This window comes from Rhodococcus sp. SBT000017, assembly GCF_003688915.1.
Taxonomy (GTDB): Bacteria; Actinomycetota; Actinomycetes; order Mycobacteriales; family Mycobacteriaceae; genus Rhodococcoides.
Map to the genome: position 1 here is coordinate 2558919 of NZ_REFU01000001.1, position 14586 is coordinate 2573504.

At 63.3% G+C, this 14586-nt stretch carries 14 protein-coding genes; 10 read left to right on the forward strand and 4 right to left on the reverse strand.

All coding sequences use genetic code 11. The features are described from left to right. The first annotated feature begins 140 nt into the window (after positions 1-140). Complete coding sequence (locus AYK61_RS11760) at positions 141-1139, forward strand: DUF368 domain-containing protein (RefSeq protein ID WP_121870942.1); 999 nt, start codon at positions 141-143, stop codon at positions 1137-1139. 1046 nt (positions 1140-2185) lie between these two features. Here AYK61_RS11760 and AYK61_RS27270 read toward each other — a convergent pair. From AYK61_RS27270 to AYK61_RS11775, 3 genes are all read right to left on the reverse strand, one after another. Next, positions 2186-2815: a hypothetical protein gene (locus AYK61_RS27270; protein WP_094650840.1), complete on the reverse strand. Its 630-nt coding sequence runs from the start codon at positions 2813-2815 to the stop codon at positions 2186-2188. Then, positions 2815-3678, reverse strand: coding sequence for a nucleotidyltransferase (locus AYK61_RS11770; protein WP_147458313.1), 864 nt, complete (start codon positions 3676-3678; stop codon positions 2815-2817). The genes AYK61_RS27270 and AYK61_RS11770 overlap by 1 nt, the downstream gene beginning before the upstream one ends. 226 nt (positions 3679-3904) lie before the next feature. Further along, a complete protein-coding gene (locus tag AYK61_RS11775; protein WP_249277103.1) occupies positions 3905-5047 on the reverse strand; it encodes an integrase in 1143 nt (380 codons plus the stop codon). Positions 5048-5441: 394 nt separating this feature from the next. Here AYK61_RS11775 and AYK61_RS11780 point away from each other — a divergent pair, with 394 nt between their 5' ends. Both AYK61_RS11780 and AYK61_RS11785 read left to right on the forward strand, forming a co-directional pair. Continuing rightward, positions 5442-6236, forward strand: a complete 795-nt coding sequence (locus AYK61_RS11780; protein ID WP_237669138.1) for an SDR family oxidoreductase — start codon at positions 5442-5444, stop codon at positions 6234-6236. A 54-nt stretch (positions 6237-6290) separates the two neighbouring features. Next, the gene (locus AYK61_RS11785; RefSeq protein ID WP_094650844.1) at positions 6291-7292 is read left to right on the forward strand and encodes a GAF domain-containing protein; all 1002 of its coding nucleotides are present in this window, start codon (positions 6291-6293) and stop codon (positions 7290-7292) included. A 98-nt stretch (positions 7293-7390) separates the two neighbouring features. Here the strand turns inward: AYK61_RS11785 and AYK61_RS11790 are convergent, their stop codons facing one another. Beyond that, on the reverse strand, positions 7391-7843 hold the full coding sequence (locus tag AYK61_RS11790; protein ID WP_094650845.1) for a helix-turn-helix transcriptional regulator: 453 nt from the start codon (positions 7841-7843) through the stop codon (positions 7391-7393). A 1194-nt stretch (positions 7844-9037) separates the two neighbouring features. Here AYK61_RS11790 and AYK61_RS11795 point away from each other — a divergent pair. From AYK61_RS11795 to AYK61_RS11825, 7 genes are read left to right on the forward strand one after another with little or no spacing between them, the layout of a single operon-like run. Next, the gene (locus AYK61_RS11795; RefSeq protein WP_143537089.1) at positions 9038-10114 is read left to right on the forward strand and encodes a hypothetical protein; all 1077 of its coding nucleotides are present in this window, start codon (positions 9038-9040) and stop codon (positions 10112-10114) included. After that, a complete protein-coding gene (locus AYK61_RS11800) occupies positions 10111-11673 on the forward strand; it encodes a cutinase family protein (protein WP_259468020.1) in 1563 nt (520 codons plus the stop codon). The genes AYK61_RS11795 and AYK61_RS11800 overlap by 4 nt, the downstream gene beginning before the upstream one ends. A 58-nt stretch (positions 11674-11731) precedes the next feature. Further along, a complete protein-coding gene (locus AYK61_RS11805) occupies positions 11732-12508 on the forward strand; it encodes a hypothetical protein (protein WP_094650848.1) in 777 nt (258 codons plus the stop codon). After that, positions 12505-13392, forward strand: coding sequence for a ParA family protein (locus AYK61_RS11810; protein WP_147458314.1), 888 nt, complete (start codon positions 12505-12507; stop codon positions 13390-13392). The genes AYK61_RS11805 and AYK61_RS11810 overlap by 4 nt, the downstream gene beginning before the upstream one ends. Continuing rightward, positions 13389-14039, forward strand: a complete 651-nt coding sequence (locus tag AYK61_RS11815; protein WP_259468021.1) for a DUF6668 family protein — start codon at positions 13389-13391, stop codon at positions 14037-14039. The genes AYK61_RS11810 and AYK61_RS11815 overlap by 4 nt, the downstream gene beginning before the upstream one ends. Then, positions 14036-14317 (forward strand): hypothetical protein, encoded by a 282-nt coding sequence (locus AYK61_RS11820; RefSeq protein ID WP_121870945.1) that lies wholly within the window; start codon positions 14036-14038, stop codon positions 14315-14317. Before AYK61_RS11815 ends, AYK61_RS11820 begins: the two co-directional genes overlap by 4 nt. A gap of 10 nt (positions 14318-14327) precedes the next feature. Then, positions 14328-14564, forward strand: a complete 237-nt coding sequence (locus tag AYK61_RS11825; RefSeq protein WP_032393575.1) for a hypothetical protein — start codon at positions 14328-14330, stop codon at positions 14562-14564. Positions 14565-14586: the final 22 nt, after the last annotated feature.

A 14586-nucleotide genomic window follows, 5' to 3' on the forward strand; every position in this document is an offset into this window, starting at 1 on the left:
GCGAGGAGCTGATCCGCAGCGGCGGTGTGGCTGGTGAGGCACAGTGGATGCTGCACGCCGTACGGGCCGTGCAGATGGGTTGTACCCGAGCTTGTCGAGCCGGTGTCAGGCGGCATAGAAGTGTTTGGGACGATTCGGTCATGACGACGAACCGGCAGACGCCCTCCGACCATGGGGACAAGGACCAGGGTCGCCCCGGGCTGGACCAGCGACCCGAACTCGATGAAGTTGCCAGGGGGCGGCCGCCTGCGACGGAATTGGCGGTCAACGTCGTTCGCGGCGGTCTGATCGGTCTGGCGGAAACGGTCCCCGGGGTCTCCGGCGGCACGGTCGCCCTGGTCACCGGCATCTACACCCGGGCCATCGCGTCGGCGAAACATCTGACGGACATCCCCAAGGCCGTGGTGACGCGGTCCGACGTGCGCGCCGAGGTCCGTCAGGTCGATTGGTGGCTGCTCGTCACGGTCGGCGTCGGCATGCTGTTGATGGTGTTCTCGGTGGCGGGGATCATGGCGGATTTCGTCACGAATCAGCCCGTCTACTCCAAAGCACTGTTCATGGGCATGATCGCTATGTCGGTGGCGATCCCGTTCATGGAGATCACGCGTGGTGCGTTCCCCACCACCCGGTCCCGACTCTCTGCCGTGGCTCTGTTCGTCGTTCTCGCTGCCGGGGTCGTCGTTCTCACGTCGTTACCCGGGGCCGAGGCGTCGAATCCGTCGTTGATCCTGGTGTTCTTCGCCGCGACGATCGCAATCTGTGCGCTCGTACTGCCAGGCGTATCGGGGTCGTTCTTCCTGCTGGTCATCGGCCTGTATGCGCCGACACTCACGGCCGTCGACGAGCGGAACCTGACGTACCTGGCCGTATTCGCCCTGGGCGCTCTGGTGGGGTTGGTCAGCTTCGTTCGAGTGCTCGAGTGGTTGCTGGCGAACTACCACAATCTGGCGATGGTCGCCGCTGCCGGTCTGCTGTTGGGATCGTTGCGTGCACTGTGGCCGTGGCAGGGCGAGAACAGAGAGCTGCTGGCCGTCGGCAACGAATGGCCCGCTGCCTTGGGATTGTTCGCCATCGGAGTTGCGGTCGTGGCTGTGGTCGCCATCGCTCAGAGGCGACTGGCAACCACGCGTACGCCCTGACCGAAACGGCAGGCGTTGCCGGCCATCCACGCACCTCGTCGAAATCCGCACCGCCTGCAGGCACCGTGAATTCCCACGAGGGGCGTATTCGCGCGCGAACCCTCCACACCGGGCCCGCACAGACACAAAAACTCCGACCCCAGCAGCGGGATCGGAGCAGTGGAGCCTCCTAACGGGATTGAACCGTTGACCGCTCGCTTACAAGTATGTTGCGAGACAACCAGATACGTCCGCATGGAACCATCACAGATACTCTGACCTGCGTCAATCGTCCAGTCCGTACCACCCGAATCCACCCTCGTTCGTACCGACATGTGACACGCTCGTGACACCGAGATTCGTCTGGTAAAACCGTGTGGACCGTGGTGGATCCGCCTGAATGCACGTTGATTTGGAGCGCTCTGAGCGCTGCAAGTCGTTGCTCTCGAGCCACGACATATTCATCATTACAGTGTAGAACTCGCCTTTCGGACGGGCATTTGAACCCCTAACCTCCTGGTAGTAACTCACACGGTTTCGCGGACCGGTGTGGATCCATATACACCCCCTGAGCTGACGATTCGGGAGTTCAAGTGCCCGCCCGAGTTCAGGTGGGAACATCCGAACCGAGATCAAAGTGTTGAGCGAGTTCCGGGGTCGAGCGTCTTCCGAAGTCCGACGAAGTCAATCGACGTCGACCCGGTAGGCAAGGACCGTTGCCACCTGGGCTGGGCGGTTCCGACCGGTCGCTGCAGCGACAAGTACGTATGTCCGACCATGGAGCAGGTGACTGCACAGATCCTCACCTTTTTCGACATGTGAACACGACGGCCTCTGGCACGCCAGAGGCATAAACCTCAGTTACCGCACCGTCAACGCATCTTGACCTACGCAAGCGATCGTGACGGCGCCCCGTCGGTCGAGCAGGTCTACTACAGTCAAGAATCGACCCTCTACCCGGAGATGTCGCAAGCGTGGAAGCGGCAAGAAAACTCGGGGCAATTCAGAGTGTCGAGTGTCTCACGGGTCGAACTTTTTTTGCACGGCTCCGCCGAAGTCTCCTTTAGTCAGGACAGGGGAAGATCGGCCAGCGATTGGCGGTCCTTCTTTCGGTCGACGTAGGTCAGGTCCATATCTCCGACCGTAAAGCGGTCGGTCCAATACGTGCCGGTGATGTACTTGGGGAGTCTTCCGACCACAGTGAACTCACATGCCCCTCGGTGCGGAGCGCTCCGCGGGCGGTGTTCCGCCCGCGGCTCGTTTCGGTACGTGTAGGTCAGCAGCGTTTGCTCTTTGCTTTCGCCGTGGTTGCGCAATGATGCGATCTCCGACATCGAAGAACTCTCGGCCGTCAGCAGTCGCACGCTGATCGTCCAGAACGTCTGCTCAACGACCACAGCGCTTGTGATCGGCCCCCAGTTCCCACCCTTCGGAATTCGACTCTTCTGGTGCGGCCGGATGGTCGTGCGCCAGGTTCCGTCCATACGTGGTCGCCCTACCAATATATGAACCCCTGGCCACTTCCAGATCCAGAGGTCGAAAGCGACAGCGAGTAACACGGAGGCGGACGGAATGTAGGCGAGAAGTCGTCGCATCGAGTCATCGATATCGACGCCGCTGAGGTAAAGCCCAGCGCCCCAAACCGCGCTGACTGCAACGGCGACGATCCGGACAAGCCGAGCTTGGTCCTTAGACATTAGTAGTCCAGGTACTGCCAGGTCGCGAGCACGAGTTCACGTGCATCGCCCGGAGTCCATTTGGCTCCGGGGTGGAAGAGATACTTCAACCCGTTCGGTTCTTCCCAGTCTGTCCGCACGTAGTTCTCTTCCTTCAATCCGTTCCACAGCCACACGAGCACGGACTTGAACCCGGCGCTGAGATCCGACCCACCCGTGAGTATCTCGTCCTGCACATTCCAGATAAGACACTCCATGAAGTAGGACGGCAGGTCGCTGATGGTGCCGTCTGCGACCAATTGGTTCTCTGCACTCTTCAGAGCACGTGCGAATCTCTTGTATCGGCCGTTGGTCCGTCCGTTCTTGGCCGTGCCGCGGTCGAGTTGCTGTTGCGGGTAGTTGACAATGGGCGATCCAGTTTTCGGGAACACCTTGCTGCCTCTATGCTGCCGGGTTTGGTCGGACGAGTCGTAGCGGACGTAGTCAAAACTTGGGACCACGTCTATGTCGGGGCGGGTGCCGTCGTGCTCGTCGATGGTGATGGCGACGACTCCGGACCCGGAAACCTCGCCTGGGAATTTTGCATCTAGCGCCGCCAAGATTTCGGCGCGCCAGAGTGGCGGTGTCCAATCGCCGTCATATGTAGGGGTCCCTTCACTCGACGGTTGCTCGCAGCCGTTGTACTCGTAGTAAAGGCACTCTCGGTTTTGCACCGCGATGTCGACATCACTGTCGAGGCGGACGTTCGTGTTGTTGGCGTAGGAGCCTTTCGCGTAGATGTGGTACGCCACGCCATTGAAGGCCGGCCACGCGTCAATGGCGCTCTTGACCATCCGTAGAGCGCGGTCCTGCTTGTCCTTCTCGTAATCGCTCGACGGCATCACCCAACGACGAAGAATCGCTTGGCGTTCTACAAGGTTCATATCTGCTCCCGGTTTCTCACCAGGAGGCTACAGCTGGGCACCGACAGTTCTAACTATGCGATGGAGCCCGTGACTCCAAAAGCCTCTGACAGGCGACAACGAAATTGCGAGCACGTACGTGATGCGAATCAACGAGGGCGACCCGGCGGCTCTAGGGTCGCGAGACCGTCACCTCCAGGCAGACTGGCTATAAGCCGATGTCGTTGACGGCATTCCCAACGAGTGGGGTGTGCTCGCGGCGGTACACCTCGACCGAGTCGAGGCTGGCGTGGCCGGTTTGGCGGGCGATGGCGGATCCGTCGGCACCGTTGCGGGTGCCCTGTGTGACAAACCCAGCGCGCAGGGAATGACCTCCGAGCTTGGCGAGAGCGGTTGGGTCGAAGCCCGCGTGGTCAGCACGGCGACGGATGGTCTGGTGGATTGCTGCTCCGGACAACGCAGTGTCCCCCAGGTTTCCGTTCTTGGCGATGGCGCGAAACAGCGGCGCGCGAGCGGCGGTGCGAGGTACTCCCCCACGGCACACGTGCGCGTCGAACAACTCCCGTTTACGGAGCAGCCTAATCACCGACGGCCTGCCGCCGACGTCGAATGCGCCGACGATCTGGACCCAGCGAACGTACGCGCATGGCGGGCAGGTCTCGTGAGAGTCGGTGTACGGCAGCGCTTTCACCGCTCCTCTGCCCTCTTGGTCGGTCTTCGACTTCCGCAACCGGATGTGGAGGCCGTCGTACCGATGCACAGTGACGTCCCCACACGCCATCTCTGACAACTCGCTCCGGCGGTATGCGCCGGCGAAGCCGAGGAGCAGAATTGCCGAGTCACGGCGTTCGAGGACCTCGTCGGCCCACCCGCGACACCGCTTCCGGGCCGTCTCGACAAGGAGTTTCATGTCATCGACAAGCAACGGGTCTCGCGGGGTGCGGGCGCGGTCCCCCGCGGCGGCGTACTCCCGGCGTATCCCGGACAGGGTGGCGGTGACGAGTTCGTGTGCGGACGGGGAGAGGTGTCCGGTGGTGCGGTGCTGGTGGTTGATCGCGGCGATCCAGGTCCCGAAGGTAGAGACGGCGTAGGACCGCTCCCCCGCTTCGGTGCGGGTATCTGCGGCGTCGACGAGATACGCGGCAACGGTGACCGGGTGCGCCGGCAATGCGGCATGTCCCTCGCGTTCGCACCAGCGGGCGAAGCGTCGCCACCCGGCGGCGTAGGTGCGCCGCGTCCCCTCCGACCGCGAAGATTCCACCGCTCTCGCGATCCGCTTCGCGACGGCCGGTGGGATCTCCGGCTCCACGGCCGCAGTTGCAAGTTCCACACGGCCGACCGATGTGCTCACCGCGGGTGTTCTGCCTGGCCGGAAGTCGATAACGGCAGCCTAGCGCAGGTCACCGACAGAGCTGCGGAGCGAAAACTGTGCTGAACTGGCGTTTCAGCCAAAACGGTGCGGAAAATGCAACTTACCGCGGGGACATCCGATGTACTTATAGACGTTGCTCGATACTGACCGTCGTGCAATGCGGTGGCGAGACTTCCGGCCCGAAGTCATTTTCACGCCGACGTTTCATCGTATCTTCGAGCATCTCCGTACGAACGCATCCAACCACTGGGTACAAACCGGAATACAGACCAGCTGGTTGCTAGCGCGACCTTCAGTCATTCGTTACTGTGCCTAGTTACCAAGGGCAGCGAGGTGCGGGAGGCGGCGTTAGATGCCAGGGGAATGGAGAGCAGTGGTCACCGGCGCAGGTTCTGGGGTCGGCCGCGAAATTGCGTTGCAGCTAGCAAGCCAGAAATGGTCACTTGCTCTCGCGGACAACAACTACGACGCACTGCTGGACACGCAGTCCCGATGTGCTGCTATGACCACCGTCGCACGCGCGACCCAAGTCGACGTCGCCAACCGGACCGAGATCAACTCGTGGGCCGAGTCATCACGTAGAGCGCTTGGCGGTCTCGATGCGATCTTCAACGTCGCGGGCGTTCTCTACAGGGGTGACGTCATCGACACTCCCACAGCTGACTTCGATCTCGTGATGGCAACCAACTTCGAGAGTGTGGTGAATAGCTCTCGCGCCTTCCTTCCAGACATCCTGAATTCACGTCGAGGTCGAATCGTCAACGTGTCGTCTGCATTTGGGGTTATGTCCGCACCAGGCTACTCGGCGTACAACTCGTCGAAATTTGCCGTACGAGGTTTCACCGAGGCCCTCAACCAAGAGCTGCGGCTCGCATCACGAACTGCGCGTGCGACGTGCGTTATCCCTGGTGGACTCAAAACGCCGATCGCACGGACGGCACGGGCGGCACCCGGCGTTGATCGCGCGCGAACGGCGAATTTTTTCGACACCCGCGTAGCCAGAACCGCCCCTAAAGTGGCAGCCCAGAAGATCATTGCGGGCGCATGGAAGGGTAAGTCGCAGGTGACAATCGGAAATGACGCCCGCCTCATCGACGTAACCACGCGCCTACTCGGCTCTCATTATCAACATCTGCTGCCTGCGCTCCAAGCACTGCGGCGGCGCTGAGAAGCCGTCACCAATTAACATTTCACTCACCAGACCTGCGGGGGTCGGTCAACCATGTCGAATAGCTGGATCCTGATTGAGACGTTCGGAGACGGGGAGCCGTCGGTCATCGGGGTTGGGTCTTCGCCCAAATCCTTTGTTCCACCTCGTAAAGTTCTCCGTAGCTCCACCAGCCGCGAAGAGGCAGTCGCCGCGGTAGCGGAGGCGCTTTCTACAGGAGCCGTAGTGGATCGGCTATCCAAAGACCGAGTCAGGCGAGTAGTGGCCGAACCACTACAAACGTTTGCTGCCCGTACGCATGGCGCGTGGGTATGGCTTGGCCAGCGTGACGAGACTCCACCTCCACGCCACGCCGCGGGGGCGTGGCAGTTCAACCTCACGAATAGCACGGCAAGCGGTAGCGACGATCTACTCGACCTGTATCGCGTTCCGCAAGACGAGCGCGAGACCCAGCGCGCACTCGCGGGCGCGTTCACCCGACTGGTCACCAACCGTGACGAGAGCGAAGCAATGGCGAAGATCGTGCAATCAGCGCCGGGCACCACTCACCAAGCGGTCTGGACAGTGAGGCGGGACGACGGTGAACTTCGGGCCGCGCACTTCTCGTGCCGGATGATTGCCGAAGACGGGGTTTCGGGAACCGAAGTCATCCTGAGGGGTATCACCCACGACATCGGCCCCGCAGGGGAAATCAATATCGCTCCCCCACCTACGATTCTCGAGCATCGCGTTCTGGAGGCTTCCACCAAAGAAGGCGAGTACCGCGCACTGGTGAACCTCAGAACACTCAACTTGTTGCGCTGGTACAACTCTGAACCCGCACCGGATATCTGCTGGGAAAACCTTCCTGGCGAACCGGTACCTGCGATTCATCCGGACGACGTACCAATTGCGAAGCAAATGTCGAACGCACTCGCACGCGAACGCGCCAACGGCGTGCTTCGCTTCAGAACTCTTGACGGAAATTGGAAGCCGATGACAATCGACGCGGTTTTAGTTTCACTCGATCAGCACACCACGGCCGCACTCGTCACTCTGACCGAATTGTGCAAGTAGTAAATAATTTCGCGGATTCATATGGATCCACAGAGACCGCTGCGGACCGAGAAAGATGGGAACCATTGGGACCCAGATCAGTTTTATAGTTGCGTGATTTACAATACCTGCGCGCGTGTCGTGCGAGCATCGCGCGTTCGACTCCATGCAGCTGCCACCGTACGCGTCGACACCCCATACGTTTCGGCAAACGACTCGATGCGCTCCTCGGTTTCGGGCTTACGCCCACGCTCGATGTCGGCGAGAACGGTGTTCGACATCCCGAGCAGCTGCGCAGCGTCGCCCTGAGACAGCGCGGCGTGCACCCTAAGGTCGGACAATTTCAGCTGAGACTCCGGGATCGGAACAAGCGCTGCGACCGACGTGTGCAGTGCGTTCGCAATTCGGCCAAGCGTCGCAGGCGGTGGCGTCGAGCGCCCCGTTTCCCAGGTCGACACTGCTTGCCTGGTCGCGCCCACCTTGGCCGCAAGGTCGTCAGCACTGAACCCCGCACGTACCCGCAGCTCACGCAACCGGTCGGCGCGAAACCCACGAACTCCGCTTCGCGGCACTGTCCCCAACTCCCTGTCGAACCTACAAGACAGTCCCATCTTGCTCGATCCACCGCAGCCTCGAACTCTTGTGCGTTTTATAGTTGCGCGTTACTGTTGCATCCATGCACCTATTCGATTTGAGTTCCACGAAGCAGAACGGATTGCGCGGTGCACCTAACCTGTTCTACAGTCCTGATGCGCGCCCAAAAGGGATTCCTCGGTGCTTGTCGTTCTCAGCACTGCTTGTAGCGCGGGACATCAGGTCGGTCTGTTCGCAGGTTCCGTCCGATCTTTCCTGTCGGGAGTTCCACATGTTCGCGTCTTTCGCCCTTGCCGCATCGCAATTGCCATCGACGGCTGAGATCAGCAATTGCCGTCGTCGAAGTTCAGCGTTGGGCCGTTACGGACAAAGTGCGACGGCAGGTGCATTCGCCCGACATCGCCGCTTTCGCCGGGGTTACGGGGGCGAATCAAGGTGAGTGCCGCACGGGATGCGATGGTGCCAAATTTCCTCCCGCAGAAACAGTTCTGCGCGTCAATCGTCGTAAATCGGACACATGGCGACTTGATTGCCTGCTCGCTCGACCACGGGCATTCCGGTCGCCACCAATACATCGGTGACGACGGAGCCCTGCTAGCCGAGTGGAGTCCATCCACATCGTGCAAGGAGCGGTCCATTCCTACCCGTAAGCCCTAGACCTGACAGTCCGGACTGCAACCCGACTCGGGTGGGCTTTCGCTGATAGTCCCACTCGTGAGCTACAGGAGCTCCCCCGCGCCCTGTAGCTCGACCGGTGGACCGGCGCGAGGGTCGCGCAGTGAGCGCATTCATCATGTTCAGCGCTGCGCGACCCCGCCGGGACATCACTCCTCGAGATCACACCCGTCCGCACAGAAAGGATTCCGATACCCGATGTGGATTTTTCAGCAGCCTTGGTTCTGGTCGGTGGTGTTCGGCTAGATCTAAATGAGTAAGTGAGGCAATCGGATCGACATCCACACATGCCGATGCGATTGCCCCACATAGCCTCCCTGCTGGTCAATAGCTGAATTGCTCGACCGATCTGAGATCCAAATTTGTTGTAGGTCAACAAATCTCAAAGGAGATATATCACCATGCCGACTCGCTCTTCAACTAAAGCACGCCACCGTGCGATCCCTCGTCCTGTCGCAGCGTCAGCGACAGCAGCGCTCACTTTGACGGTGGCCGCGATGTTCACCGGCGCTGGATTCGCCGTTGCCGCGACAGGGCAGCCCGGGGTAACCACAGAAGTTCCCGGCGGCCAGCCGAGCGTCACTGCACCGTCCCCGTCGGTATCGCAGCAAGATTCAGGCACGACGGCGGACTGGCAGTACGTCGGCCCCTACGTGCCACCGGCGGAGTACCGCAACGCACCGACCCGTTCGGTTCCCAACTACAACGCGCCGATCTACTACAGCGAACCCAAAGTCGAGCAGACGCCGCCGACGCCTGCCCCACAGCCCTCGACCGACGCTGTACCCGAACCTTCCAAGGACGAGACGGTCGTAGCACCGGGTACGCCGGTTGCTCCGATTCAGGCCCCGGACAACACCGTTCGTTTCGGTGCTATCTCCGGCGAGAAGCCAGGTTGGTTGAGCCAGGACGACGCGGACCGTGTCAACAACACCGCCGCTGTGCTCGAAGCCCAAGGCGCGACGTACTTCAACAACCTCGGTATCCCGACGACACGCTCGGACCGGATGGCTGCCGGCACCTCGGCAGGCGTCCTCATCGGAGGAACGACCTCCGCTGTCACGACCTACGCAGTCGTAGCACCAGCGGCGATCTTGGCCGGCGGCCTGATCGGCGGCACCATCGGCGGCATCACCGGCGCAGGAGTCGGGTCGGTTCTGATCCCCGGTGTCGGAGCTGTCCCGGTGGGTGTCGCCGCCACAGCCGGTGGTGCAGCGATCGGTGCAGCGGTCGGCGCTGCTGCAGCGCTGATTCCAGCGGCCGGTGTCGGCGCAGCCGGAGCGGTCATCGGCGGTGTCGTCGGCGGCGCATACGGTGCGGGCGAAAACCTCGGTGAAGCACCTTCGCCCGCCCCAGCACCTGCACCTGCACCTGCCCCGGCACCCACGCCAGTCGCGGCCCCGGTATGGACTCCTCCGGAGGCAGCGAGCATCGCACCCGCGCATCCGTTGGAGGTGCGGGAGATCGTCGCTGCGCAGCCGGGCGGTGCCGATGCACTCGCCGCTGCCGACAACGTTGCAGCGCAGGCGGGATCGTTCCTGGATTCGGTTGCCCCTGCTGGATGGCACCTGTGACCTCGCGTCCTCGACTCCGCGTTGCTCGCGTGGCGTTGGCTGCGGCCGCCACTGTGGCGGTCGTGGTCAATGCCACGTCGCCGGCGTTGGCTGCTCCGAGCGAATCGGGCACGGACCTCATCACAGGTCCGTGCCCGGCGCTGTTCGCCCTCGGCGTGCAAGGGACCGGGGAGTCCGCCCCCGATGCCGCGCCGACGACCGACACCGGGATGCTCTCGCAGGTCTTCATGCCTCTGCTCGCCAAAGCCGTATCCGGTGGTACCGAGCTCGCTGGGCGGGCGTACGTGCCGTACGACGCCGGGTTCGGCGGCGCGGTGCCCGGCGGCAACGTCCCCTACACACAGTCGGTCGAGCGTGCGGAGACCAGCATCGACGCCATGGCTGCGGAGGTCGCTGCCGCATGCCCGGAAACGAAATTCACCGCCGCCGGCTACAGCCAGGGCGCTCACGCGGTCTCGACGTGGGCACAGAAAGTCGGAGCCGGTCAGGGGTCGATTCCGGCCGCCAAGCTCGTCGGGGTCGCCACCTTCGGCGACCCGACTCGGGCCGTGGGTGCACCGCTGTTTCCCGGTGCACCAGGGCAGACGACCCCAAAGCCTGCACCGGGCACCGCAGGGACAGAGGTCTCGAAGATCGAGGCCCTCGACCAGAACGCGCCGACCGGTGGAGGTATCGCGCCCACGTCGGACACGGTGAGCAACTACGGCGCGTTGACCGGCCGGGTCGCGAGCTTCTGCCAGTCCGGAGATCTCGCGTGTGACGCACCGTCGGATTCGCCGATCCTGCGGGTGGTGACCAACATCGCCGGTCAGTCCGAGCTCTCGGCCGGTGACCCGGTTCGGTCCCTGTCCTCGGTCGCGGAAGCGTTGGCGATGACCTCGATCAAGACGGCAGTGACGGTGGTCAACGAGGACATCAAGGGAACGACGCTGGCGAACCTGTCGATCGCTCCGAAGAAGTCCCTGTCCGAGCGTCTCGCGGTGGCATCGGATCCCAATACCCCGCTACCGACTGCCGACCAGGCGATCTCGGCTCTGCTCAAGGTGGGGACGATCGGGTTCAACGCCGTGAAAACGGTCGCGAAAGAGATCCTGACGCCGGCGAATATCGCCGAACTCGCCACAGTCGGGATGTCCAACCCCGTCGCCGCGGTCGGGTTGCTCGGAACCAAGCTCCTCGGCGCGGCCGCCAAGCTCGTTCCCCCGGCCACGACATCGCGGTTGACCAACCAGGCCTTCACCGCTGTCAAAGACAACATCACCGACAACAAGGACCTGTTGAACCTGGCGACCCTGACGAAGTACTCGTCGACCATCGCTCAACACGGCTCCTACGGGTCGACACCGACCACCCCGACAGGTGAATCGGCGACGGCGTTCGTGACCGACTGGTTCGTCGCGCTTGCCAAGGACCTGGCTAACGGTTCGACCGATACGGGCGGCATCGACGCCGACCCCAGCTCCCCACTCCCGAGCACTGCGATCACCACCACCGCCGTCGTCACACCACCGGCCAGCAGCAGGCCGACCACGACGACCCCGGCCGCTCTGCCGAATTGAGAAAGCCCCTGGCGCACACCTGCTGTGCGCCAGGGACTCTCGAAGACAGGAACCAAAGATGATGACATACAACAACGAAGCATCGACCTCCCTCGACTCTTGGTTTCCACCCTTCGATCCCCTCGACGCCACCCCGGTGGCTGATCCCACACCGCCACAGGACGTTCCAGCAGACAAGACCGATGACACCCGCTCCGCCGACGACGGGTCGCACTGGCTTCTCGCGCCCCCACAGCCCGTCTCGACCGATACCCCACGCCCCGCTCGACGCCGCCCCGTCAACGCCCGCGCGCTCGGCATCACCGCGGCGGCCGTCGCGATGACGATCGGTGTCGGAGCACTTGCGGTCTCTGCCTTCACCTCCGACCCGGACACCACGCCCGAGATCGAGGCCGTGTCGACCCCAGCCCCGACATCCGAGCTGCCCGCACCCACGACCACCACCGCTGCGCTCGCCCACTCCTGGTGCCCCGAATCGGTGACCGACGGCGTGGTGACCGGCGCGGGCCCAGGCGGTACCACCTCGGGAAGCGCAGCAATCCTGGCGTTCGAGCACGCCTACTACGTCGAACGCAGCGGCGCGGCCGCCCGCGAGATCCTCGCGCCGAACGCGCAGTTGAAGTCTGCAACCGCCGACGAGCTCCAACGCGGCATCGACACCATTCCCGCCGGTACCGAGCACTGCGTGAGCATCCGGGCCGCCGCCCCGAACACCTACGCCGTGACCCTCGAACAGCGGTACAGCGACGGCACTCGCACCACGGACAAACAGACCATCAGCACCACCGACGCCGGTGGCCGCACCTTCATCACCTCGATCGGAGCAGCACAGTGACCGAAGAGCGCGCCGAATGGATGAGCGAATGGCTCACCCCGCCCCCAGAGAGTCCGTTACCCGACCCCGCGGACCAGGGCGCACGGGTCCTTCCCCTACGTGCTCACCCCGAACCGGTGCCCGCCCCCGAACCGATACCACCGATGACTCTGGTCCTCGGTGCCTGCGGGGGCGCAGGAGCGAGCACGACAGCACTCGGACTGGGCAACGCATGGTCTGCCCGCGGCCACGACGTGGTCGTCGTCGACGCAACACCTGCAGGCGGTGATCTGGTCGAACGCGGCGCAGATTCCATGGTCAGCGACACCGTCATCGAAACCGCCTTCGACAGCTCCGACCCCGACAACGTGCCGGCCTCGGTCGCCGACTGCACCTCTGCGACCTCGGCAGGAGCACACATACTCGGGCGCGCCTGGCTGCAGTCGGCCGAGCCGGCATACCGGGGCATCGATCGCTACCTCCGCAGCCAAGTCGATACCTCGATCTACGACCTCGGACACCGCGGGTTCGGCCGCGCCGCAGCCGATCCGCTGCGGTCCGAGCCCTGGGCGGCGATAGTCCTGGCCGTCCATGCCCGCGCCGATGCCGTCAATCGGATGCGCGCGGCACTGGAAACCATCCGCTACACCGCCACGGATGCAGGCCCACTGCGCACCATCATCGCGATATCCCACCAGCTCCCGGGAACACCTGGAATCGACCTCAACGAACTCCGAAACCACCTGCACGGCAAAGTGTTCGCCGTCCTCGACATCCCCTACGACCCTCACCTGGCCACCGGGCTGCCGATTACGGCCGACGAGCTGAACCCAGCGACGTCCGCCGCCTACGAGCAGCTGCGGGCAAACACCGTCCGCGCTGCCGCCGGAGGGCAGGACCGGTGAGCATTCCCCACCTCGCGACCTCCAGCAACCAGACACCCCGCAAGTCGGGAGATCTCTCGATGCGCCTACCCGAACGCGAGCTCCCGATCTGGGACAGGCCGATACCACTACCGGATCGTTCCCCGTCCCCGATGCTCTGGCTGCTCGGCGCACACGGCGGCGCAGGCGTGAGCACCCTCGCCCACGTCCTCGCTCCCGCCGGCGACTGCGGTGACCGCTGGCCCGGCGGGTACGGAAAGCAAAGTCCCTACGTCGCGATCGTTGCCCGCGAGACCGTCTCGGGACTGGTCAAAGCAGGTGAACTGCTCCGTCAACACACCGCAGGCCACGGTGGACCCTCCACGATCATCGGCCTGATCACCGTGGCCGACCGACCGGGTCGAAAGCTGCCCAAACAGATCCAGCAGACCCGCGACGTGGTCACCGCACTCGTCGGCCGCGACTGGCGCATCGGCTGGATCGAGCAGTACCCACTCGCGCGAGATCCCAGCGGCCTGGCGGTCTGGTCACCGTTCGATCCGCAACCGGAGAAAAAGCGCAGTGCCACAGACGTTCCCGCCGACATCGCCACCGTCGGATCGGAACTACGCGAGGCCATCCTCCTCGACGTTCAACGCTCCACCACCCCGACAAAAGGAAAGCCATGATCCTGCACAGCCTGCACACCGGAATCGACATCCTCGCCCAGATCGAGCTCACCCCCGAAGCGCCCCCGAAGTCCGACGGCTTCCTACGCCTGGGCCGCTGGCTCAGTTGGTTTGTCCTTCTCGCCGGGGTGTGTGCACTGGTCTACGGCGGCGGAAAATTCGGCTGGGAGAAGTACAACGGCGGGGCACTGGAATCGCCGAAGATCATTGTCGGTGCCCTGATCGGCGGTGTCATCGCCACCAGCGCCGGCACCATCATGACCAGCGTCGCCGGATGAGCGTGCACAGGTGAAGACACCACCGACCGAGGTCACCGAACCATTGGTGCAGTTGCTGCAATACCTGCTCTGGTTCGCCTTCGCGATATTCACCATCCGATTGATCTGGGCCGCAGGACGTTTGGCCTACACCCGACGAGAGTCCCCCCACGAGACCGACGCCGCTCAATCGATCGTGGTCACGCTCATCTCGGCCGTGTTCGCCTCTGCCGCAACCGGTATCGCCGCAGCCCTGTTGACGTTCTGACCATGCGAGCGCCCCAGCATCG